The following is a 20,506-nucleotide window of genomic DNA, read 5'->3' as shown; positions in this document are numbered from 1 at the left end:
GGGTGCAGCAGAATTAGCGGGGTTGTTGACGTTGTTGGCGGCGTTGTTGAGCATTTTGCCGTAATTGCTCTAGTTTTGTGCGTTGTTCTGGAGTCAACACTGCTTGTATGCGTTGTTTAGAAGACTCACGTATTTGCCGCATTTGAGTTTTTTGTGCTTCAGTTAAATTCAACTCAGCAAAACCCTTACCGCCTCGACGGCCTACGCGCTGTCCTGGTTGGCGTGGTTGACCTTGATTTGCTTGTCTTTGAGCGCGACGTGCTTCAAAGGCCGCTTTTAATTTATCTTTTTGTTCTTGGGTAAGAACATTGTCCATTTGAGTGCGGGTCTCGCGTTGGATTTGCTGAATTTGGGACTTTTGAGCATCTGTGAGACCTAATTCTGACCAAGCACCTTTTTTACCTTGCCAACGTCCTTCTTTTTGTGCTTGAGCAACTAGTAGGGGTGAATGAGATAAAGTTTGAGCTTTTACACCGAGGGAGGTTGTAGTAAGAGTAAGAGCGATCGCACCAGCAATTAATGATAATGACTTGAGCTTCATTTGTTACCTTGTTTTCCTGTCCCGTTGAGGATGTCATCATCATAGGAATTTGCTCTTAATAATCACATGAGGAGAAAGTCATGGTTACACCCATGACTTTAGTCATACTTTATTTTTGGGCGATTGGAGTAATAATAATTGATAAATTCCAGTGTATAAAACTGGCAGGAAACCAAATATTTCTTCCTCAGATATTCTGTAAATAACTTTTTATGAATCGTCCTATTCAAATAAACAATCATCCCTTTCGATTTTTACTATATTTAGAATGGATATTACTAGTTCTTGCCATTTCGACAACTGCTTTACCAGAACTTTCGCCAAAATTTGCAAGTAAGTTTCCTGAACTGACCATTGGCTGTTTAATTGTTTTTGGTTTAATGGGATTAAGAATACCTACAAATAAACCTATAACTAAGATCATCTATACAGCTATTGAAATTTTATTACTATTTACTATTGGCATTTTTGGTGGTAGATCGGCTCGATTGTTTCCCTTTCTCTACTTAATTTTAGTAACTCGTAGTTGTTTAATTTTTCAATTACCTGGTCGCTTAGTTGTCACGGGTTTATCTTTCGCTTTATTTTTAATTACGCTGAATAGTCGTATACCCCACGCTTTACCACCACAAGCACAAGAGCGTTTTCGGTTTATTACTTTCAATACAGCCCTATTATTTGGATTAAGTTTAGTTTTTGTTTTATTATTAATGAATACAGTATTATCGGAAAGACAAAGTCGAGAAAAGCTGGCGATCGCTAACGAAAAACTGCGTCAATATGCCTTACAAATTGAAAATCAAGCAACTCTAGAAGAACGCAATCGTATTGCCCGTGAAATTCATGATTCATTAGGACATTCTTTAACTGCCTTAAATTTACAATTAGAAACTGCTTTAAAATTGTGGCAGTCTAATCCGGTAAAATCACAAGAGTTTTTAGCAAGAGCAAAAGAACTGGGTTCTAAAGCTTTAAAAGATGTGCGCCAATCTGTTTCAACTATGCGGGCTAATCCTTTACAAGATAAAACTTTAGAACAGGGAATTGCTATTCTTTTAGAAGATTTTTATCGAGCTAATGGTATAGTACCAATTTGTTTAATTAATCTCGATCATCCACCACCCGCAGAAATTAATATTGCTCTTTATCGTATCATTCAAGAATCATTAACAAATATTTCTAAATATGCCCAAGCTACAGAAGTTATACTAGAGCTTACTAGTACTAAAAAAAGCTTACGCTTAATGATTCAAGATAACGGCAGAGGTTTTGATATTAACCAAAATACTACCGGGTTTGGCTTACAAAGTATGCGCGATCGCACTTTGGCATTGGGAGGTGAATTTACTATTAACAGTACTCCTAATTCTGGCTGTCAAATTATCGTAGAAATTCCCTTATTTAGGATAAATAGATGATTAAAGTTTTGCTAGTAGACGACCAAAATTTAATTCGCCAAGGACTAAAAGCATTATTAGAACTAGAACCAGATTTAGAAATTGTTGGGGAAGCAGAAAATGGTGTGATGGCTGTAGATTTGGTAGCAGAATTACAACCCGATGTAGTACTAATGGATATTAGAATGCCAATTATGGATGGAGTTGCTGCTACACAAAAAATCCATCAGAATTTTGGTAATACAAAAATTTTAGTACTGACAACTTTTGATAATGATGAATATGTTGCAGCAGCTTTACAACATGGTGCAATGGGTTATTTACTCAAAGATACACCCTCAGAAGAATTAGCTGTGGCAATTCGCGCCGTTCACAAAGGATATACTCAATTAGGCCCAGGAATAGTTAAAAAACTATTAAATCAATTTCCGAGTCATGTCCAAACTCCATTACAGCCTGTACCGCCGAGTTTAACTGAACTTACACCTAGAGAAAAAGAGGTGTTAAAGTTAATTGCCACAGGTGCTAGTAACCGCGAAATTGCCCAGAAACTATATATTTCTGAGGGTACAGTCAAGAATCATGTTACTAATATTTTGAATCGGTTAAGTTTGCGCGATCGCACTCAGGCTGCTATTATCGCTAATACGTTTTTAGCTTATTTAAATGAACCTGATTGAAATCTCAAGTTAGCTCAAAATTACTGTTGTCTCAGCGCCGCCATTACGTGAGGCTTAACATCTTGCCCACCTTGTAAATTCGTCATCAAAGATTGGATGGTATATTATGCCCCAAGGTATACCCCACCATCCTAAAAATAGAGAAATTAAGGTAAACTTTAAGATTTTTTTAAGAGTGTTTTCTCCAGATTTAATAAAATAAATATTAGAACTACGCTTAAAAGTTAAAATTACTATCGAAAAGCAATAAAGAAAAACAATAAACTTAGCACCAGTTGCTAATTCCTGATTTACTTCTTCTAAAGTCATTCCACCCAAACCAATTATTTTCGACAGTCTCTGCTAATATTACAGAATTTAGCCTTTATCAAATAAAGCCAAACACTCATTTTTTAAAACACCTTTTGTGACTTTGATGTTTCTAAAAGACTTGGCTATAATTTCTTCGCAAGAAATATAAATTTGCGATTGATATATTGAGATTAAATCTTGAATTGAAACACCATAGACAATTTCTGATATACCTGTCCAAACACAAGCTGTCGCACACATAGGACAAGGTTCACCAGTTGTATAAATGGTGTAACCTTCTAGAGAAGGGCTTTTTAATTTAGCTGCTAAACTGCGAATAGCATTAATTTCTGCATGAGCAGATGGATCATTATCTCGCTGCACAGTATTGTATGCTACCTCAACAACTTCGTCATCCTTGACAATCACAGCGCCATAAGGCCAATCACCTTTTTTTGCTGCTTCCAAAGCTAAACGCATAAAATATTCTTGGTTCATTGTTGTTATTACTAGTTAAAAATCATACTCAATCATATCTTACTGATCTATAAGATGTAAGTAAAGCGTTAAAGGTCGAAAAAATATGTTAATAAGTAGAGAACAAACAGAATTTTACTTAACAGACCTGGAAACAAATACAGGTAAAATTATTAATCTCACAATTGCTGCTTTAGTTTTAATTTCATCAGGAATTTTTGTTGCCCAAACTTATAATCTTCCCGATAATATTAGGTTTCAGCTAGATTTAATTGACACTGCTATCCTCATCATTTTTGCAGCAGAATATGTACTACGTTTGTGGAGTGCAGAAAACAAACTCAAGTATATTTTTAGCTTTTATGCAATTATTGATTTAATGGCGATTTTGCCTTTTTTTCTCGGCGTAGTAGATATCAGCTTTATTCGCTTACTGCGATGGTTTCGGATTTTACGATTAATTAGATTTATCGATCAGCGGTTTTTATTTGCCAGCATCAGCAGTGAAGATGGTCAAATTTTTGTAAGAATATTATTTACATTATTTGCAATTATTTTTGTCTATTCTGGGTTGATTTATCAAGTTGAACATCCGGTAAATGCCCAAGTATACACCACATTTTTAGATGCATTTTATTTCTCAGTTGTCACCATGACAACTGTAGGATTTGGGGATGTCACACCGATTTCAGAAGTAGGCCGTTTACTCACAGTATTAATGATTTTGACTGGCGTAGCATTAATTCCTTGGCAGGTGGGAGATTTAATTAAGCGTTTGGTGAAAAATGCTAATCAGTTAGAAACAGTGTGTTCAGGATGCGGTTTAGCATTTCATGATTTAGATGCAGCTTTTTGTAAACGATGCGGCAATAAATTACGCAACACTGGCAGTGAAAGCAGTTGAGGTGTTACCAGTGGTCAGTAAGACTGAGTGTGTTAATATACTGTGGTATGATGAAAAACAGAGTTGAGATAGCGAGATGTTTTAGGAACCCGCTGCAAAAGTTTTGAAATTACATTTTGGATATTTTCATAAATTCCCTAACAAGGAGTAAAAGTAATGGATGCATTACTGCACAATTTCGTTGCAGATATGTATGGGCCGAACTTTCTGCTATTGTATGGTATTGTTATCGCCGCAACTTTGTTATTGTGTGAGCGTTTAGTCCAATATCCGACCAAAAATCAGCCTTTACCGCTAATTCCGGCTGAACCAGATCCTTATAAAATTGCTTACTTGCGTTCTCAAGCCACAGGAATTGCTCATGTAGTATTATTCAAATTGATTCAGCAGGGTTATTTGCAAGTCAGTGGACAGACTATTAGCCAAGCATCTAACCATCTTGACATATCCAATTTACAACCAGTCGAACGGCAAGTTTTTGAGAAAATTTCTGAACCTGCTACAGCTAAAACATCTCTGTGGTTAGCAACTCAGTGTCTACAGTCATTCTGCAATGCTTATCAAGAAAAGTTGTATGATGAACAACTGCTGTATAGTGCTAAGTGGCAAGAATGGAATATTAAAGTCGGCTTGGTTGGCGCGATGCTGATTTTTGGCTTGGGTGGCTATAAGCTGCTGATAGCTTTGGGTAAGGGACGCTATAACGTTGGGTTTTTGATAATTATGGGTGTGTCGTCCATTATCTATTTGCTGTGGTATGTGAGTCAGCACAAGTTTCTCAGCCATCTCGGAAAAAGGTATCTGCAACAACTGCAAAACACTTTCAACCAACTGCGCGAAACTTCTATAGTCAACAACAACTTACTGGTATTAGCACTATTTGGTGTTGAGTCTCTGGCTGGAACCGCCTACGATGCTTACTACAAAGCATTCTTTCCGCCAACTTATTCTACGACAAGTAGCCGCAGTAGTTCGTCTAGCAGTTCATGTAGTAGTGGTAGTTCCTGCGGGAGTTCTTGCAGTAGCGGGAGTTCCTGTGGGAGTTCTTGTGGTGGTTGTGGCGGAGGCTGTGGCGGTTGTGGAGGCTAGGTAAATGTTATCTCAACTTCCTACTTTGGGTGTCGGGTTGGGTTTTCGAGAACCATTCAAAAGTGATTTGTTTCTCAACCGTCAACAAGTGGACTTTTTGGAAATTGTGGCGGAACATTATCTTGATGCACCAGTACAAAAACAACAAGAGTTAGAAATACTGGCTGCACATTTCCCGATAATTCCCCACGCCATTAATTTGTCGCTGGGTAGTGCGGAAGGTTTAGACACAGATTATTTACGCAAACTTGCTGCACTCATTCAACAACTTAACCCGCCTTGGTGGAGTGAACATATTTGTTTTACCAAAGCTGGTGGTGTGGATATTGGGCATTTGTCACCCTTACCTTACACCAAAGAGGCGGTAGATATACTCTGTCGCAATATTGCTGAAGTGCGACGCTTTGTTGATGTGCCGTTAATTCTGGAAAATATTACTTATATGGTAAAACTTCCTGGTGCAGAGATGAGCGAAGCGCAGTTTTTGGCAGAAGTGGTAGAACGTGCTGACTGTGGGTTGCTGTTGGATGTGACGAATTTACATACTAATGCGGTAAATTATGGTTATGATGTCCAAGATTTTCTCAATAATTTACCTTGGGAACGCATCGTTCAGTTGCATTTCGTCGGTGGACATTGGCATGATGGCGTACTAATTGATAGTCATTCACAGTCAACGCCGCAGGAAGTATGGCAAATAATGGAGGAAGTGGTAGCCCGCATTCCAGTTAAAGGGATAGTGTTAGAACGGGATGAAAATTTACCTGCGTTTACAGAAATAGCCCAAGAATTGCAGACAGCACGAAAGATTATGCACACATATTTTGCGCCTGGCGACTGAAGTCGCGGCTACACAGGCAAAACCCGCCTGCGCGGGTTATCAACCAAAGGCTAAGTGCAAGCTAAAATCCAAAATGGTATTAGGAGTTATCAAAGATGGGGTTAGCACAAACGCAGCAAGTTTTAGTCCAGCTTTATACTAGTACTGAATTTAGACAGCGTTTTTTTGCCAACCCGCAAGCAATGGGTGTGGAGTTTGGTTTGAGTGATGATGAAGTACAGCAGTTAGCACAAGTTTCATCACAGGAAGTCAATATATTCGCCAATTCTTTGAAGTGGAAACGGTTAGGGGAAATACGGGAATTATTACCGCGTACTGCTAAGGTGTTAGGAAAAAATTTTAATACTTTGTTTTGGCGATATGCAGAAACTTATTTACCTACAGGAATTAAGAAACATCGAGATGATGCGATCGCTTTTGCTAACTTTATTACTAAGGTGGCGCAAAATGAAAACTTAGAACCTGCTTGGATAGGTGATTTAGTCAGGTATGAACAAACTTGGCTGTTAACTTATGAACCTGGAATTTGTTTAAAATTTTGTTGGTTGCGTTACGCTGTCCATCGTGATTTTACTGCAAAACCAACTTTGGCAATCTGGTGGCGTTTATCGGGGCGATCGCTGTTACGTCATATCATCTTATGATATTGTCTCACGCGGAGGCGCAGAGACGCAGAGAGTGTTAGAAAAATCATTCTCGGATAGCTTGAATAAATTCCTGTACCGCGTCATACTGGTCAGGACTGGCGATATACCGCAGCAAAATTGCTGGATCTAAATCTGGGAAAAACTGACTCCGGTTGACTTCTGCATACTCACCACTTTCAGTTAGAGAAAATATTTGGATTTGATGAGATTTCCAGAACCAAACTTCCGGTATATTCTTAGGTTTGTATAAATCTTTTCTATTAATACTGCCACTGGTAACAACAACTTCAATCACAATGTCAGGAACTTCTTTTTTTATACCAATGCTGTAAGATTCGTCTGGTGTACCAGAAGCATATCCCGGTTCTTCTAAAGTATAGCCACCACGCTTATAAAACCGGATGTTTTTCTCTCTCATGTAAGCTTCTAGTAATAAACTCAGAGTACTTTTGACGAACTCATGTTCTTCTCCAACTGGCGACATAATTTCTAATATTCCTGACAAATAAGACAGTCGAACATTGTGATTATCCTTTAGCTGTGTTTCAATTCCCTTGAATTGCTCCCATGAAACATCTTTCAGAGTTACTAGTTGTTCTTTCTTGGGCTGGTCTACAAGTGGAATGCTCATCATCACAGTTCCTTATATAACCAATGTTGAAATTGTACTTATACTCACTAACTAGAAATACAGTTAATTTACCTGAAAATAATTGTTATTATAACTCATTTTGTAGCGAATAAAACTACCATGAGTAATGAACACATCGTAAAATTACTCATGAATAAAATAGACCGCCAGAGAGAACATCAAGCCAATGAAAGAACTTTTTTAGCTTGGCTGAGAACTTCTATTGCTTTAATTGGTTTTGGTTTTGCCATTGCAAGGTTTGGTCTATTTTTACGCCAATTAAATACAGCAATTACCCAACAAGAACCTGTGGTTCATCCTTTATTTAACTCGGAGAATTTAGGAGTTGCTTTAGTAATTGTGGGAGTAAGTGCGATCGCCTTAGCTGCGTGGCGTTATAATCAGGTCTTCTGGCAAATTGAACGGGGAGATTATCAAGCCAATCGTTTACCAGTTTGGATTCTCACCGCAGTGGTGATGATTTTAGGTTTACTGAGTATTCCTTTATTATTTTTACGCAATCATCTTACACCGCGCCCATCTTCAATATCACCCCAGCCCCAAACTAAAAATCTTCACCAAAAATAATTAATGATTTATTTATGACCATAGATATATTTGAATCATGACTATAGGCATATTTTTAAAATTAATTTTGTGCTTTTAAATATCAGCCGCTAAAATTTTAGAATAGATTAATCAGGTAAATAAAGCTGTTTTGAAAACTCAAATCAGTTCCCGCACCTCTACCCCCACAAATCAAAAGCATCTATTGGAAAGACTTGATTAGAGATTGTTTTTGCTGTTGAGTACATCGCTAATAGATATTATTAAATAAAGTATTTCGGATGAGATACTAAGGCATACAATCACTATTTAGAGTCAACTCTAAAGCCCGCAAGTGGTCAATCAAATATTATCCTAACCAGGGATAATCCTACCTACAGATATTGGATTTTCCAGTTGGATGCAGCTAACATGAACCACCAACTTCCAGGCTTTAACTATTTCTAATTAGTACCACAACGCTGTCTGATAGTGCCGTTTAAAGGCTAGGACTACAATTATGAGTCAAACCTTTGCAACCATCGACGGGAATGAAGCTGTTGCCCGTGTTGCTTACAAATTAAATGAAGTAATTGCTATCTACCCTATCACCCCCTCTTCAGCAATGGGCGAGTGGGCAGATGCTTGGTCAGCAGAAGGCCGCCCTAATCTTTGGGGTACGGTTCCCAGCGTTGTGCAAATGCAAAGTGAAGGCGGTGCGGCTGGTGCAGTGCATGGGGCATTACAAACAGGTTCTCTGAGTACTACCTTCACCGCTTCTCAGGGGCTTTTGTTAATGATTCCCAACCTCTACAAAATTGCAGGGGAACTGACTAGCACAGTTGTTCATGTGGCTGCACGATCTTTGGCTACTCACGCTTTATCCATTTTCGGCGATCATAGTGATGTGATGGCGGCGCGGGCGACTGGCTTTGCCTTGTTGTGTTCCGCTTCAGTGCAAGAAAGTCACGACTTAGCCCTCATCGCCCACGCAGCGACTCTCAAATCAAGAGTTTCGTTTATGCACTTTTTTGACGGGTTCCGCACCTCTCATGAAGTGCAGAAGGTAAAGTTACTCTCGGATGACGATATCAAATCGTTGATTCCTGACGAATTGATTTTAGAACACCGCGCCCGTGCTTTAACCCCAGACCGCCCTGTGTTGCGGGGTACTGCCCAAAACCCTGATGTTTACTTCCAATCGCGGGAAGGCGCAAACCCCTACTACAACGCCTGTCCAGAGATTGTCCAGAATATCATGGATCAATTTGGCGATCGCACAGGTAGATACTACCGCATTTTTGAATATCACGGTGCGCCGGATGCGGAACGGGTAATTGTCATCATGGGTTCTGGTTGTGAAACCGTCCATGAAACCGTTGATTATCTCAATGCGTGTGGGGAAAAAGTGGGCGTGGTGAAAGTACGCCTCTACCGTCCCTTTGATATCCAAAGGTTTGTGGAAATGTTACCAGAAACTGTACAAGCGATCGCGGTTTTAGACCGCACCAAAGAAGCAGGTAGCGCTGGCGAACCACTATATCTCGATGTGGTCGCTGCTATCAACGAAATCCGGGCTGAACGCGGTAGTGGTAGAGACAAGGTTCCCTCTATCATCGCTGATGCGCGTGGTAGTGGTAGAGATAAGGTTCCCTCTGTCATTGTCGGTGGTCGTTACGGCCTTTCCTCCAAGGAGTTCACTCCGGCGATGGTGAAGGCCGTCTTCGATAACTTGTCTCAACCAAGACCAAAAAATCATTTCACTGTGGGTATTCATGACGATGTTACCCACACTTCCCTTTCCTTCGACCCCAACTTTTCCATCGAACCCGATAGCGTCGTCCGGGCGATGTTCTACGGCTTGGGTTCCGATGGTACGGTAGGGGCGAATAAAAACTCCATCAAAATTATCGGTGAGGGAACCGACAACTACGCCCAAGGTTACTTTGTTTACGACTCGAAAAAATCCGGCTCGATTACCGTTTCTCACCTGCGGTTCGGGCCGGAACCGATTCGTTCTACTTACCTGATAGACAAAGCCAACTTTATTGGTTGTCACCACTGGGTATTTCTGGAAAAGATAGACGTACTGCAAGCGGCTGCAACTGGGGCGACGCTTTTGTTGAACAGTCCTTTTGATAAAGAGACGGTTTGGCAAAATCTCCCCCTGAAAGTGCGACAGCAAATTTTAGATAAGCAGCTGAAATTGTACGTCATTGATGCCAACCAAGTCGCCCGTGAAAGTGGGATGGGGGGGCGCATCAATACAATTATGCAGGTGTGCTTCTTTGCCTTAGCAGGTGTATTAGCACAGGATGAAGCGATCGCCAAAATTAAAAAGGCGATCGAAAAGACTTATGGTAAAAAAGGCGCAGATATTGTCCGCATGAACTTGCAAGCAGTGGACATGACTTTAGATAACTTGTATCAGGTACAAGTCCCCACCGCAGAACAAGGTAAATGGATAGATAAAGAATTATTCTCCACAAATTCCCTACCTGTAACTGCACCTGAATTTATCCAAGAAGTTCTCGGTAAAATCATGGTTTGGCAAGGCGATGATTTACCAGTAAGCGCATTACCCGCAGATGGAACCTTCCCCACAGGTACAGCCAAATGGGAAAAACGCAACGTCGCCCAAGAAATCCCCGTTTGGGAACCGGATGTCTGCGTACAGTGCAGTAAGTGTGTAATGGTTTGTCCCCACAGCGCCATCCGTGCTAAGGCTTATCAAGAAACTGAGTTAGCTAATGCACCGTCTGCTTTCAAGTCGGTGAATGCTAAAGATAAAGATTTTAATCATCAAAAATTTACTATTCAAGTTGCTCCAGAAGATTGTACAGGTTGCGCTATTTGTGTAGATGTTTGTCCTGCTAAAAATAAATCTGAACCGGGAAAAAAAGCCATTAATATGGCGCAGCAACTACCTTTAAGAGAACAAGAAAGGAAAAATTGGGATTTCTTTTTAAGTTTGCCAAATCCTGACCGCAGAAATTTAAAATTAAACCAAATTAGACAACAACAATTACAAGAACCTTTATTTGAATTTTCCGGTGCTTGTGCTGGTTGTGGTGAGACACCTTATTTAAAATTATTAACGCAATTGTTTGGCGATCGCTCCGTCATTGCCAACGCCACAGGCTGTTCCTCCATCTACGGCGGCAACTTGCCCACCACACCTTGGACAACCAATACCCAAGGACGCGGCCCTGCTTGGTCAAATAGTTTATTTGAAGATAACGCCGAATTTGGTTTTGGTTATCGTCTATCCATAGATAAACAAGCCGAATTTGCCGCAGAATTATTACAACATTTAGGAAGTAAATTAGATGATAATCTCGTTCAGTCCATCCTCAATACTGAACAAAAAACCGAAGCCGATATTTGGGAACAACGGGAACGAGTCGCATTATTAAAAGAGAAATTAGATAACCTCTTAACTTTTGAAATCGATTCTAATTTAAAATCAAAAATCCAAAATCTCAAATCAATTGCAGATTACTTAGTCAAAAAAAGCGTCTGGATTATCGGTGGCGATGGTTGGGCGTATGATATTGACTTTGGCGGTATTGATCATGTGTTAGCCAGTGGTCGCAACGTCAATATTTTAGTAATGGATACAGAAGTATATTCTAATACCGGTGGTCAATCTTCCAAAGCCACTCCAAAAGCAGCCGTAGCGAAATTTGCCGCCAGTGGTAAGCCTGCACCCAAGAAAGACTTGGGCTTAATGGCGATGAACTACGGTAATGTCTACGTAGCGAGTGTAGCTTTAGGCGCAAAAGATGACCACACCCTCAAAGCCTTTTTAGAAGCCGAAGCTTACGACGGGCCATCATTAGTTATTGCCTACAGCCATTGCATCGCCCACGGCATCAACATGACTACTGGCATGAATCATCAAAAAGCCTTGGTAGAATCAGGGCGGTGGTTGTTGTATCGCCATAATCCGCAATTACGAGAACAAGGTAAGAACCCCTTGCAATTGGATATGCGCCCTCCTACACAATCTGTAGAAGCATCCATGTATCAAGAAAATCGCTTCAAAATGCTCACTAAGAGTAAACCAGAAATTGCCAAACTGTTGTTAGAACAAGCACAAGCTGAAGTTGATGCCCGTTGGCAAATGTATCAATATTTAGCTGAACGGAATCTTTAGAAACACTGTCTTTACTCTAACAATTGTAGAAGATTTTGAAATTGGCTTAAAAACCTGCGAAAATAATACAATTTTTTTAGAGCGATATCCAGAATAGTTCTGGATATCGCTCTAAATTGGGTATTTATGCAGAAAATGTCTAGATAATCGGTAAGACAAATTGTTGCTTATATGGGGGCGATAGAAGAAGCTGAAAATAAGCCAGTTCGTGGTTTACTTGTAGCAGGTGATTTTCACAAGAAAGTCATCCTTGCGGCTAAAGCAGTTCCATCACTTGAATTGAAGAAATACTCATTTCAATTCACGTTTGAGCCAGTCAAGTAAGGCTGTGTGAGTTTAGAATAAGCGGTGTATGGAGTGAGTGCCTTGAATGCCAACAGATGCCCAATTGAGAGGTTTATATCGTCTTAGCTATTGGCTAACTTATATTGTGCTTCAGCCTATACATCTTGTTTGCATTGATGAGCGCACAAGTAATCTGTATATCTTGGCTGGAAACGCTGAAAATCTAGAGTTCCAGATTACCCCAAACGGAGAGGTGTTTTGATGAGTCAGGTTAACTATGCTGCTATGTCTGATGAAGAATTGAGACGATATTTTTTGCAACATCGTGATGACAAGCTGGCTCTTAGGGCGTATTTGGATAGATTAAATCAGCATCCACGCGAGATAATTACAACTGTAGACGATCCTGATTTTGATGCCAAGATTCAAGCAGCAATTCTACGGAAAATGCAAGCAGCAAATAATAACGGTGAAGCTAAAGCTTAATCACAGTGAATAAAATTAACTCAGCGCTTACCGAAAACCTCACGCAGAGATGCAGAAACAAGGAGTTTAAAAATGTATCTCTGCGTGAAATATTAGTTGTTGACAGCGATCGCAATTTTACCAACTGCCCGCTCACTTTCACTATAAGCATGAGCCGCAGCTAATTCTTGCAGGGGAAAAGTCCGGTCAATTACAGCACGAATTTTACCAGCCTCAATCAAGTCTTTTAAATAAATCAAGTCTTGGCTATTTGGTCTTTCAATTACTAATTTTGCTTTTTGACCAGGTAAAAACGTTGTTAAAAAACCTTGTATCAAAACTTCTGGGCTAGGCAAAGTTGTAACATAAACTCCGTTTGGTGTCAGCACTTCTCTACAGGTAGAAAATGCTCGTTTGGCAACTGTATCAAAAATAATGTCACACTTTATTGCCTCTGTGGTAAAGTCTTGTTGCGTATAATCAATAACGCGGTCTGCTCCTAGAGATTTGACAAAATCTAAATTTTTTGTACTGCAAACTCCTATTACCTCTGTTCCCAAAGCTTTAGCAATTTGCACTGCAAATATACCCACGCCACCCGCAGCGCCATTAATCAAAACTTTCTGTCCAGCTTGAATATTTCCCAAGTCACGTAAAGCTTGCAATGCTGTTAGTGCGGCTAAAGGTACGGTGGCTGCTTCTTCATAGCTTAAATTTCCTGGTTTGGGTGCTGCTAAATTCTCTGGAATGGCAGCAAATTCGGCGTATGCACCCCCAGGAAAGCTAGTGCTGCCATAAATTGCATCTCCCGGTTTAAAGCGGGTGACTTGCGAACCCACGCTTACGACTTCCCCCGCCACATCAAACCCCAAAATCAACGGAAATTTGTTTCCTACCAGCAAGCTCAACAGTCCCTTGCGAATCTTCCAGTCGATGGGGTTAACGCTGCTGGCGTGGACTTTCACAAGTAATTGGTCAGGCTTGATTTGCGGCTGCATCCAATCTTCATACTGCAAAACATCAGTGGTTCCGTAGCCTCGGATAATGACTGCTTTCATAGCATTCCTCCTGTCACCCTGTTTTGAAAGTGCTGAGTTGTAAGTGCTGATTGCTGAGTAATAATACTAGCTTCTCTTTCATGCTTGGCACTAATTCCAGTGTAGCGATCGCCCCCGCTTTGTGACGTACTTAACTTTTTATGCTATCTGTTAGATATGCTGCAATTTGAATATCAAAATATTTTACTTTTTATATAAAAAAATTAATTTTTGCAAATTATATTCATTAATTTTGCCCGTTTCTAAAACCGCGAAACCTAACAATATCATACTCTCCAGTGCGATTTAATTTCATTAAACTTAGAAAACTTAAGAAAATGTGAATTACATTTTTCTCTAAAAAAAAATGATATGTTGTATACAGAATTGAATTTCGCACGTATCTGGAGTAGTACCAACAAATCTGCTCCAGTTTTTCCCCCTAAATCCTTTAGCTGTCAAGGTTTTTGGCAGGATTTAAGGGATGGTTGAGTACAACGTTTTGTATCCCGAAATCAGCAGCAAATAGCCGGAAAGCTTTGCTGATGTTGTGTTTTAGCTGAGTACAAAGAAATCCTAAACCCCACTCTAAAAATACAAGAACCCTGACCTAAAAATACTAGAACCCCTACCCGAAAAAAAATTTTATAAACTTTTTTATAGCTCAATCTCAAGGTTTCCAGATTTGAGTACAAATGTAATAAATCCAATAAATTCTATCCAAAAATAACAACCAGTCGGGGGAAACAACGGCTGCTATAAATCATATATCGCCAATCACCAATGGCTCAAAACACAGAGCCAAAAGTGAGTGGAGGGATGAGATAGCACCATGCCTCGGTGAATCGAAGTCGCGGCTGTACACACAACTCTACCCAGAACCTAAAAGTTGACACACACCAGCCGAAACACAAGGATTCATAGCCTGTCATCATCAGCGAAGTTACCCACCAAGTGGCTTTGCTACAACCAAAGGATGCACTCCTACGGGCAGTGTTATGGCCGTGACTTCCATTCTAGGGCAGACCAAATAGCAACGGCATCTCCCACAGTGGCAGCTTAGTCCACCGACCTTTGCGAAATTCAATGACACTACCGGTTACAGGACTCACCAACAACTCCGTTACTGAAGCGACAACCCAAGCAAAATCAGGTGGTTGCGGATGCGACAGCAAAAGCAGCGCCACCGTGGAAATGGACGAAAAGCTCCAAGAACGTATTGCTAAACATCCCTGCTACAGCGAAGAAGCTCACCACCATTACGCGAGAATGCACGTTGCAGTTGCACCCGCTTGCAACATTCAATGCAACTATTGCAACCGCAAATATGATTGCGCCAACGAAAGCCGTCCTGGTGTAGTTAGCGAGTTACTCACACCCGAAGAAGCAGCACACAAAGCTTTAGTCATCGCTGGCAAGATTCCCCAAATGACAGTTTTGGGAATTGCTGGCCCTGGCGACCCCTTAGCCAACCCCGAAAAAACTTTCCGCACCTTTGAGTTGATTGCAGACAAAGCACCAGATATCAAGCTTTGCTTATCAACCAACGGTTTGATGTTAACTGAATACATCGATCGCATTAAACAATTAAATATAGATCACGTTACTATTACCCTAAATACCATCGACCCAGAAATCGGTGCGCAGATTTACTCTTGGGTTCACCATAAGCGCAAGCGTTACAGAGGCGTGGAAGGAGCCAGAATTCTGCTCGAAAAGCAGTTAGAAGGTTTACAAGCTTTGAAAGAAGCCGATATTCTGTGCAAGGTCAACTCCGTGATGATTCCCGGAATCAACGACCAACACTTAGTTGAAGTCAACAAGGCAATTCGTGAGCGTGGTGCATTCTTGCACAACATCATGCCTTTGATTTCTGCACCAGAACACGGTACACACTTCGGCTTAGTAGGTCAACGCGGCCCCACACAAAAAGAACTGAAAGCAGTTCAAGACCAATGCGCTGGCAACATGAAAATGATGCGCCACTGCCGTCAATGCCGTGCAGATGCTATTGGTTTGTTGGGTGAAGACCGCAGCCAAGAATTCACCAAAGAGAATTTCTTGGAAATGTCTCCAGAATACGACCTCACCAAGCGCCAAGAAGTTCACGAAGGTATTGAGAAATTTAGAGAAGAAATTAAAGCAGCCAAAGAAAAGGCAAAAGTAGGCAAGCAGCAAGCAGTCAACAATCCTAAGATCTTAGTTGCAGTTGCAACCAAAGGTGGCGGATTAGTTAACCAACACTTCGGTCATGCCAAAGAATTCCAAGTTTACGAAGTTGATGGCAACGAAGTTCGCTTTATCAGTCACCGCAAAATTGATCAATATTGTCAAGGTGGATACGGTGAAGCCGCCACCGCAGAGAATATCATGAAGACAATTGCAGATTGTAAAGCAGTATTGGTTTCTAAGATTGGCAACTGTCCCAAAGAAAAATTGCACGAAGCTGGCATACAGACCGTTGAAGCTTACGACGTAATCGAGAAAGTTGCTTTAGAATTTTACGAACAGTACGTCAAAAAACAATAGGAAGTATGAAGTATGAAGGCTGAAGTATGAAAATTCTACTGCTCCGCAGAATAGAGTTAATGAATTAAAGACTAAAAAATTTCACACTTCATACTTGACACTTCATACTTCAAACTTCACACTTCACACTTCTCTCATTCGCAAGGAGAATAATCATGGCTTATAAGATTACCAGCCAATGTATTTCTTGCAATCTCTGTGAGTCTGTATGTCCCACCGGAGCAATTAAAGTAGAAGGCACGCGCCACTGGATTGACCCCGAACTTTGCACAAACTGTGTTGGTACTATTTACTCCGTGCCTCAATGCGAAGCTGGTTGCCCAACCTGTGATGGTTGCGTTAAAGAGACAAACGATTATTGGGAAAGCTGGTTTGCTAAATATAATCGCGTTATAGGGAAATTAACAAAAAAACAAGATTATTGGGAACGTTGGTTTGACTGTTATTCTCAGAAGTTCATTCTATCAAATAACAAAAATGCTGATTCTGCAAGGGTTAAACACTATCTGCATTAAAGCAGATGTCCAGAACTTGCTTGAGAAGAAGAATTAGGGTAACAAAAAGATTATTAAGTCATGTTTCTTTTTTAAAACCTTTTGCCTTTTCTCAGTCATTATTGCAACTTTGACCAAATTCCTTGACAGCGTTCCATCACTAACGCCTGAAAAATTGATTGAGTTGATGGATGAATGTCTATTTTATATAGATAGAAAATACCTGTAGGACTTTTCAAGTTTAACTCTCTGCGAGTCAGAGATAATGCTTGCGCTCTATGGAGTTCTACCGCTTGAAGTAAACCAGGATAACTCAAATTACGTAAAGCTAATTGACCCTTTTTAGTGACATAGATAGCATCATTCTGAAAAAGATGTTCTAAGCTGAGTAAACTAGCATATACATCCGTATCTTTTTCTATACCTCCTAAACGGTGAGCATCTAAACCAAAGCGAATACAGAAATTGACAGCCACTAATTTACCAGCTTCTTCAGCAGGTAAAGTGCAAGCAGCAAACTCAAACCCTAAGCTATCAGCCCGCCATTCTTCTACACCACCATAGGAATAGTTTTGAAAAAGTTGATTCTTGTCTTTAAAGTCAAATCCTAAACCACTCGCATGGCCTGCTTCATGAACTTGAGTGTCTACGTGACGATAGCGATCGCCATTGATTTCGTCTTCTAAGGGGCCTAATAGTAAATTAGCCGTGTCGTAATCAAATATCTTTTGGATACATTCACGGCTAGAACCTAAAAAACGTCGTTTCTGCTCTTTTGCATTGTTTAATGCTGGGCCACAAACACTGTTAGGAAAAGGCCATCCATTCGGGACTATAAAGGCTTCACCACTTTCACCACTAACATGACCGCAACTAGCAATCTCAGTGAAAGAAAGGTTTATGGGAATTGGTTGATTCAGTTTGCCAAATTTTTCTCGAATCAAATGTTCTAATTTTTCTATAGAAGGCTCTTGGTTATCGTGCATTTTTCCATAAATTGCACTTAAAGTTACTTGACCTTGGCATTGGCGACTAATTCGGTATGGTGCAATTATTAGGAAATGGCCGTTTTTACCAATAAAATTCCTATTGATAAAGTCTTGAGACAAGAGACTCCAGTCATTATTTTCTAAAGCATCTGCTGTTTTTAATAGCCAAGAAGAAGGAAGTTCACTAGAGTTTTCTGCCTGTTGACGTAGTTTTTTGACAGCTTGAGCAACTTCATCTTTCTCGATATCTTGGACTATTTGTTTAGTTAGTTCTTGTTCGTCTATACAGATTGTTTTCATTGTTCGATGTTGTTATTAATTTTAGTTGTTATTTATTAGTTATTAGTTATTAGTCATTGGTGTTTATCTCCTATATCCTCAAAAGTATGAGTGTTCGCTAAACTCTGACCCATTTCAATACTTTGGGGTCTTTGTTGTAGCGGTAGGTAAAGCCATCTTTAGCAGTAATGGACTTTCCTTGGCTTGCTCTGCTTCTGATGGTGCCAAGTGAATAGTCTGTTAATGTCTGCATTTCTTTGTGAGAAAACCCTGCAATTGTGTTTGTTACTACACTGGTTTTTGATTGAATTTGTAGTTGATTGTTAGGAAATTCATCTATAGTGCTTTGAACATTTTCTTCAGGAGGATTAGTGACTATTGTTTTTTGTCGTTGATAATCTTCCACAGTTACAAGTTGCCAAGTGGAATTTTCCGATAGTTCTAGAACCCATTGATGATATTGAAATAGACTTTCTCGATGTCCAACACTGATAAAAGTTGTTTTGGTTTCTTGTAATTGTTGATATAAAATCCCTTCATTAGTTAAATCTAAGGCACTTGTTGCTTCGTCTAATATAGTGAAGCTAGGATGAGTAATTAATAGTCGTGCAAATGCTAGGCGCTGTTGTTCTCCTAGCGATAATATATTTTCCCAAGGAACTTCTGTATCAAAGCCTTTGACTCGGTTTAGTACATTTTGTAGGTTAACTTGTTGCAAAACTTCTCCCAGTTGTGCATCGGTCATTTGACAATTGGTATGAGGATAAAGTAATTGTTCGCGCAAAGTTCCCAAAATTATGTAAGGACGTTGAGGTAAGAATAAAGCTTCTTCCAGAGGAGGTCGGACTAAACGACCAGTTCCCGCATTCCATAAACCTGCGATCGCTCTCAGTAAAGAGCTTTTTCCTCGACCACTTGGCCCTATAATTAATAAGCCTTCTCCTGGCTGAACAGACAGGGACAAGTCTTTGACAATTACTTGCTCATAGTTGGGTGTTTGTAAGGTGACATTCTCAAACGTGAGATGATTATCTTCTATTGTTTTGATGGTACTGATGTTTTCTGGTTGTTTAGTTACTTCTTCTAAAGCTGTTGAAAACTCAGTTAAACGCTCAACATAACTATAAAACCTTCCAGAAGTTCCAAATTCATTGATTAATTCTGCTACAGAATTAGAAAAAAGATAGGCGGCTAAAGACGCTTGGCTAATTTCTCCAAATCCTAGTTGATTTGTAATATATAAAGGGCCAAGTATGAGAAATGGAAATATTTCAATTACAGCCTGATATCCTCTATTATAAATATCTTGGTTTCTTTCCCAACTAATCTTGCGTTTAGCATCTTTTATCACATTGATAAATCGTCGTCCAATAATATTTAATTCTTGATTTTCTCCCCGGAAAAAAGCTATAGATTCTGCATGATTACGAACATGAGTCAGACAATAGTTATAGTTAGCTTTCGATTCGAGTTCTTCTTGATTAATCTTATTTAATGCTTGAGTCAAGAAAATGGCAATCAAATTACCTATAATTGTATAAATAAGTAAGATAATTGCAACTTCTTGAGAAATTGACCAAATAATTAATATAAAAGCTACCATTTCCAGTATCTTTTCGAGGAAAGTAGCTGAAAAACTGAGAGCATTACTGGCAATAGGTTCAATCTCTTGAGATAGACGTTGATCGGGATTATCAATATCAGATTTAAAATTGATTTTATAATAAGCTTGGTTACTTAAATATTTCGATAAAGTGTGGTTATTGAGCCATTGATACCAATCAAGTGCGATTTGTTTTCTCACAAATTTAGAAAACCCTACCAAGAATGTTACCAATACTAGGGCTATGCTATAAAGCCAGATAGCATCAAAAAACTTAGCTACATTCTTTTCTGTAATGATGATATCGACTAAATAGCGGTTAATGAAGTTAGTAAAAACATTTACGCCTACAAGCGCGATTATTAATAAAATTAAGAGAATGAGCATTCCCCAAGCACGAATTACTTCTGAAAATGCTCTTTCCCCTGGCTTTGTCGGATACCAGTAAGGGCCTGTAATCGCTTTAATATTTTCCCAAAATTGAATAAAAGCTGAATAAATATTGATTAGGGGGTTAGCGTGCAGAACTTGAGATGGCATGGTCTAAAAATATAGTGGTTCTTAGCGATTATCAGAGTGGCAGAGAAAACAAATTTACACAAATTTTTCCTCTGCTTTATAG

The 20,506-nt window shown here is 39.7% G+C and carries 19 protein-coding genes; 12 read left to right on the top strand and 7 right to left on the bottom strand.

All coding sequences use genetic code 11. The features are described from left to right. Nucleotides 1-13: 13 nt before the first annotated feature. Complete coding sequence (locus ACMX3D_RS20750) at nt 14-541, bottom strand: Spy/CpxP family protein refolding chaperone (RefSeq protein WP_482747727.1); 528 nt, start codon at nt 539-541, stop codon at nt 14-16. Nucleotides 542-753: 212 nt separating this feature from the next. On the opposite strand from ACMX3D_RS20750, the gene ACMX3D_RS20745 reads away from it, so the two are divergent. Further along, nucleotides 754-1,959 (top strand): sensor histidine kinase, encoded by a 1,206-nt coding sequence (locus ACMX3D_RS20745; RefSeq protein ID WP_482747726.1) that lies wholly within the window; start codon nt 754-756, stop codon nt 1,957-1,959. Next, nucleotides 1,956-2,618, top strand: coding sequence for a response regulator (locus ACMX3D_RS20740; protein WP_482747725.1), 663 nt, complete (start codon nt 1,956-1,958; stop codon nt 2,616-2,618). The genes ACMX3D_RS20745 and ACMX3D_RS20740 overlap by 4 nt, the downstream gene beginning before the upstream one ends. 54 nt (nt 2,619-2,672) lie before the next feature. Here the strand turns inward: ACMX3D_RS20740 and ACMX3D_RS20735 are convergent, their stop codons facing one another. Then, on the bottom strand, nt 2,673-2,927 hold the full coding sequence (locus ACMX3D_RS20735) for a hypothetical protein (protein ID WP_482747724.1): 255 nt from the start codon (nt 2,925-2,927) through the stop codon (nt 2,673-2,675). A 48-nt stretch (nt 2,928-2,975) separates the two neighbouring features. Beyond that, complete coding sequence (locus ACMX3D_RS20730) at nt 2,976-3,407, bottom strand: nucleoside deaminase (RefSeq protein WP_482747723.1); 432 nt, start codon at nt 3,405-3,407, stop codon at nt 2,976-2,978. Between the two features lie 85 nt (nt 3,408-3,492). On the opposite strand from ACMX3D_RS20730, the gene ACMX3D_RS20725 reads away from it, so the two are divergent. The 4 genes from ACMX3D_RS20725 (at nt 3,493) to ACMX3D_RS20710 (ending at nt 6,864) form a co-directional block, all read left to right on the top strand. After that, nucleotides 3,493-4,290 carry an ion transporter gene (locus tag ACMX3D_RS20725; protein ID WP_482747722.1) on the top strand — a complete coding sequence of 266 codons (798 nt, stop codon included), beginning with the start codon at nt 3,493-3,495 and terminating at the stop codon, nt 4,288-4,290. 156 nt (nt 4,291-4,446) lie between these two features. Continuing rightward, nucleotides 4,447-5,379, top strand: a complete 933-nt coding sequence (locus ACMX3D_RS20720) for a TIGR04222 domain-containing membrane protein (RefSeq protein ID WP_482747721.1) — start codon at nt 4,447-4,449, stop codon at nt 5,377-5,379. Nucleotides 5,380-5,383: 4 nt separating this feature from the next. Continuing rightward, entirely contained in the window at nt 5,384-6,220 is an 837-nt protein-coding gene (locus ACMX3D_RS20715) for an MbnB/TglH/ChrH family RiPP precursor modification enzyme (RefSeq protein WP_482747720.1), read from the top strand. Between the two features lie 95 nt (nt 6,221-6,315). Continuing rightward, nucleotides 6,316-6,864, top strand: coding sequence for an SCO6045 C-terminal-like domain-containing protein (locus tag ACMX3D_RS20710; protein WP_482747719.1), 549 nt, complete (start codon nt 6,316-6,318; stop codon nt 6,862-6,864). Nucleotides 6,865-6,910: 46 nt separating this feature from the next. On the opposite strand, the gene ACMX3D_RS20705 is transcribed toward ACMX3D_RS20710, so the two are convergent. Beyond that, nucleotides 6,911-7,501: a Uma2 family endonuclease gene (locus tag ACMX3D_RS20705; protein WP_482747718.1), complete on the bottom strand. Its 591-nt coding sequence runs from the start codon at nt 7,499-7,501 to the stop codon at nt 6,911-6,913. Between the two features lie 147 nt (nt 7,502-7,648). On the opposite strand from ACMX3D_RS20705, the gene ACMX3D_RS20700 reads away from it, so the two are divergent. The 4 genes from ACMX3D_RS20700 to ACMX3D_RS20685 all read left to right on the top strand — a co-directional run bounded on the left by ACMX3D_RS20700 (nt 7,649) and on the right by ACMX3D_RS20685 (nt 12,974). Continuing rightward, on the top strand, nt 7,649-8,086 hold the full coding sequence (locus tag ACMX3D_RS20700; protein WP_482747717.1) for a YidH family protein: 438 nt from the start codon (nt 7,649-7,651) through the stop codon (nt 8,084-8,086). A 478-nt stretch (nt 8,087-8,564) separates the two neighbouring features. Next, on the top strand, nt 8,565-12,203 hold the full coding sequence (nifJ, locus tag ACMX3D_RS20695; protein WP_482747716.1) for a pyruvate:ferredoxin (flavodoxin) oxidoreductase: 3,639 nt from the start codon (nt 8,565-8,567) through the stop codon (nt 12,201-12,203). A gap of 370 nt (nt 12,204-12,573) precedes the next feature. After that, the gene (locus ACMX3D_RS20690) at nt 12,574-12,750 is read left to right on the top strand and encodes a DUF6888 family protein (protein ID WP_482747715.1); all 177 of its coding nucleotides are present in this window, start codon (nt 12,574-12,576) and stop codon (nt 12,748-12,750) included. Next, the gene (locus ACMX3D_RS20685) at nt 12,750-12,974 is read left to right on the top strand and encodes a DUF6887 family protein (RefSeq protein WP_482747714.1); all 225 of its coding nucleotides are present in this window, start codon (nt 12,750-12,752) and stop codon (nt 12,972-12,974) included. Before ACMX3D_RS20690 ends, ACMX3D_RS20685 begins: the two co-directional genes overlap by 1 nt. 92 nt (nt 12,975-13,066) lie before the next feature. Here ACMX3D_RS20685 and ACMX3D_RS20680 read toward each other — a convergent pair whose 3' ends face one another. After that, nucleotides 13,067-14,011 carry an NAD(P)-dependent alcohol dehydrogenase gene (locus tag ACMX3D_RS20680; RefSeq protein ID WP_482747713.1) on the bottom strand — a complete coding sequence of 315 codons (945 nt, stop codon included), beginning with the start codon at nt 14,009-14,011 and terminating at the stop codon, nt 13,067-13,069. Between the two features lie 1,065 nt (nt 14,012-15,076). Between ACMX3D_RS20680 and nifB the strand changes: the two genes are divergently transcribed. After that, nucleotides 15,077-16,519: a nitrogenase cofactor biosynthesis protein NifB gene (gene nifB, locus ACMX3D_RS20675; RefSeq protein ID WP_482747712.1), complete on the top strand. Its 1,443-nt coding sequence runs from the start codon at nt 15,077-15,079 to the stop codon at nt 16,517-16,519. Nucleotides 16,520-16,674: 155 nt separating this feature from the next. Further along, complete coding sequence (locus tag ACMX3D_RS20670; RefSeq protein WP_482747711.1) at nt 16,675-17,034, top strand: 4Fe-4S binding protein; 360 nt, start codon at nt 16,675-16,677, stop codon at nt 17,032-17,034. Between the two features lie 98 nt (nt 17,035-17,132). On the opposite strand, the gene ACMX3D_RS20665 is transcribed toward ACMX3D_RS20670, so the two are convergent. Then, nucleotides 17,133-18,302: a DUF6014 family protein gene (locus tag ACMX3D_RS20665; RefSeq protein WP_482747710.1), complete on the bottom strand. Its 1,170-nt coding sequence runs from the start codon at nt 18,300-18,302 to the stop codon at nt 17,133-17,135. 97 nt (nt 18,303-18,399) lie between these two features. Then, nucleotides 18,400-20,424, bottom strand: a complete 2,025-nt coding sequence (locus ACMX3D_RS20660; protein WP_482747709.1) for an ABC transporter ATP-binding protein/permease — start codon at nt 20,422-20,424, stop codon at nt 18,400-18,402. Between the last annotated feature and the right edge of the window lie 82 nt (nt 20,425-20,506).

The organism is Anabaena sp. TISTR 8404 (assembly GCF_056847745.1).
The sequence above is the reverse complement of the archived record's forward strand: the minus strand, read 5'-3'. Positions and strand labels throughout refer to the sequence as shown.

Excerpts from the sequence above, each read along its gene's own strand:
- ACMX3D_RS20710 (WP_482747719.1), top strand. The coding sequence starts at position 6,316 with ATGGGGTTAGCACAAACGCAGCAAGTTTTAGTCCAGCTTTATACTAGT.
- ACMX3D_RS20685 (WP_482747714.1), top strand. The coding sequence starts at position 12,750 with ATGAGTCAGGTTAACTATGCTGCTATGTCTGATGAAGAATTGAGACGA.
- ACMX3D_RS20715 (WP_482747720.1), top strand. The coding sequence starts at position 5,384 with ATGTTATCTCAACTTCCTACTTTGGGTGTCGGGTTGGGTTTTCGAGAA.
- ACMX3D_RS20725 (WP_482747722.1), top strand. The coding sequence starts at position 3,493 with ATGTTAATAAGTAGAGAACAAACAGAATTTTACTTAACAGACCTGGAA.
- ACMX3D_RS20690 (WP_482747715.1), top strand. The coding sequence starts at position 12,574 with ATGCCAACAGATGCCCAATTGAGAGGTTTATATCGTCTTAGCTATTGG.
- nifB (WP_482747712.1), top strand. The coding sequence starts at position 15,077 with ATGACACTACCGGTTACAGGACTCACCAACAACTCCGTTACTGAAGCG.
- ACMX3D_RS20735 (WP_482747724.1), bottom strand. The coding sequence starts at position 2,927 with ATGACTTTAGAAGAAGTAAATCAGGAATTAGCAACTGGTGCTAAGTTT.
- ACMX3D_RS20680 (WP_482747713.1), bottom strand. The coding sequence starts at position 14,011 with ATGAAAGCAGTCATTATCCGAGGCTACGGAACCACTGATGTTTTGCAG.
- ACMX3D_RS20720 (WP_482747721.1), top strand. The coding sequence starts at position 4,447 with ATGGATGCATTACTGCACAATTTCGTTGCAGATATGTATGGGCCGAAC.
- ACMX3D_RS20745 (WP_482747726.1), top strand. The coding sequence starts at position 754 with ATGAATCGTCCTATTCAAATAAACAATCATCCCTTTCGATTTTTACTA.
- ACMX3D_RS20700 (WP_482747717.1), top strand. The coding sequence starts at position 7,649 with ATGAATAAAATAGACCGCCAGAGAGAACATCAAGCCAATGAAAGAACT.
- ACMX3D_RS20750 (WP_482747727.1), bottom strand. The coding sequence starts at position 541 with ATGAAGCTCAAGTCATTATCATTAATTGCTGGTGCGATCGCTCTTACT.
- ACMX3D_RS20660 (WP_482747709.1), bottom strand. The coding sequence starts at position 20,424 with ATGCCATCTCAAGTTCTGCACGCTAACCCCCTAATCAATATTTATTCA.
- ACMX3D_RS20730 (WP_482747723.1), bottom strand. The coding sequence starts at position 3,407 with ATGAACCAAGAATATTTTATGCGTTTAGCTTTGGAAGCAGCAAAAAAA.
- ACMX3D_RS20740 (WP_482747725.1), top strand. The coding sequence starts at position 1,956 with ATGATTAAAGTTTTGCTAGTAGACGACCAAAATTTAATTCGCCAAGGA.
- nifJ (WP_482747716.1), top strand. The coding sequence starts at position 8,565 with ATGAGTCAAACCTTTGCAACCATCGACGGGAATGAAGCTGTTGCCCGT.
- ACMX3D_RS20670 (WP_482747711.1), top strand. The coding sequence starts at position 16,675 with ATGGCTTATAAGATTACCAGCCAATGTATTTCTTGCAATCTCTGTGAG.
- ACMX3D_RS20665 (WP_482747710.1), bottom strand. The coding sequence starts at position 18,302 with ATGAAAACAATCTGTATAGACGAACAAGAACTAACTAAACAAATAGTC.
- ACMX3D_RS20705 (WP_482747718.1), bottom strand. The coding sequence starts at position 7,501 with ATGATGAGCATTCCACTTGTAGACCAGCCCAAGAAAGAACAACTAGTA.